This is a genomic window from Paenibacillus foliorum (genome assembly GCF_013141765.1).
Classification (GTDB): domain Bacteria; phylum Bacillota; class Bacilli; order Paenibacillales; family NBRC-103111; genus Paenibacillus_S; species Paenibacillus_S foliorum.
The window spans coordinates 1-811 of record NZ_WHOD01000041.1; the positions used below are offsets into that span (position 1 = coordinate 1).

Sequence of the window (811 nt, forward strand, 5' to 3'; positions counted from 1 at the left end):
ATGTTGCTTTTGACTCACAAGACAGAGCACGAGACCTCAATTATATAAAAACTTCTCATTTTTATAGAGTATGATTGGAAAGAGATTAAGCTAACGGATAACGTTTGTTCAATAAGAAACCAGGACGAGGCTGCCGGCATGAATCGGCAGCCTCGTTGAGTAAAGGGCAGTAATGCTGATTAATTAATAAGATTAACTTATGGACTCAGTATGAGTTATTATGTAAGTATTCTAAGCTATATGGATTGGTTAGCAACCAGTCGTGATGATAATGTTAGTTGAATTTGATGCCTATTATCACAGAGTTCATATTATAGGTGTCAAGTGTAATAAACAGGAATTAAAACAAAAGTATTTACAAGCGAAAAATCTGACTTCTATTATTAGAGATTTACCTGATGTATTTTGCAAACTCCATAGTTTTGAGCAGATACCTCTTGATAATAATGTAAAGGCTGATTTCGTAATTGATACTGATACGGATAGGATTTACAAACCGATTTATTGAGCTCTAACGAGGAACGATAGTGTAGGGGCTTGCCGCGTGGCAGCTCCTCTTTTGGTTTATTAAAGTAACGGGCAGGATACTTTGATGCTGCTAGAATATACAGTGAAAGCCAATTAGTATGATATTAGCGAGGGAACAAACCGATGGTAGTTAATTGAAAGGGCAAACGAAAGTTGGTGTATAGCAGCAGACTTACTATTGGAATGTCCAACAAGATGCTGAAGATTACCCTTGCTTCAAAAGGATCGTGAGCGTCAATTGCTACCCACCTGTTTTGTCAAATGTTCCGGCAGGAATCGGTTA

The 811-nt window shown here is 37.5% G+C and carries 1 protein-coding gene; it reads left to right on the forward strand.

The window, feature by feature from the left end:
* The first annotated feature begins 271 nt into the window (after nt 1–271).
* Nucleotides 272–508, forward strand: coding sequence for a hypothetical protein (locus GC093_RS07990; protein ID WP_246313927.1), 237 nt, complete (start codon nt 272–274; stop codon nt 506–508).
* The last annotated feature ends 303 nt before the right edge of the window (nt 509–811 follow it).

Coding starts and splice junctions, on each gene's coding strand:
- GC093_RS07990 (WP_246313927.1), top strand. CDS start 272: ATGTTAGTTGAATTTGATGCCTATTATCACAGAGTTCATATTATAGGT.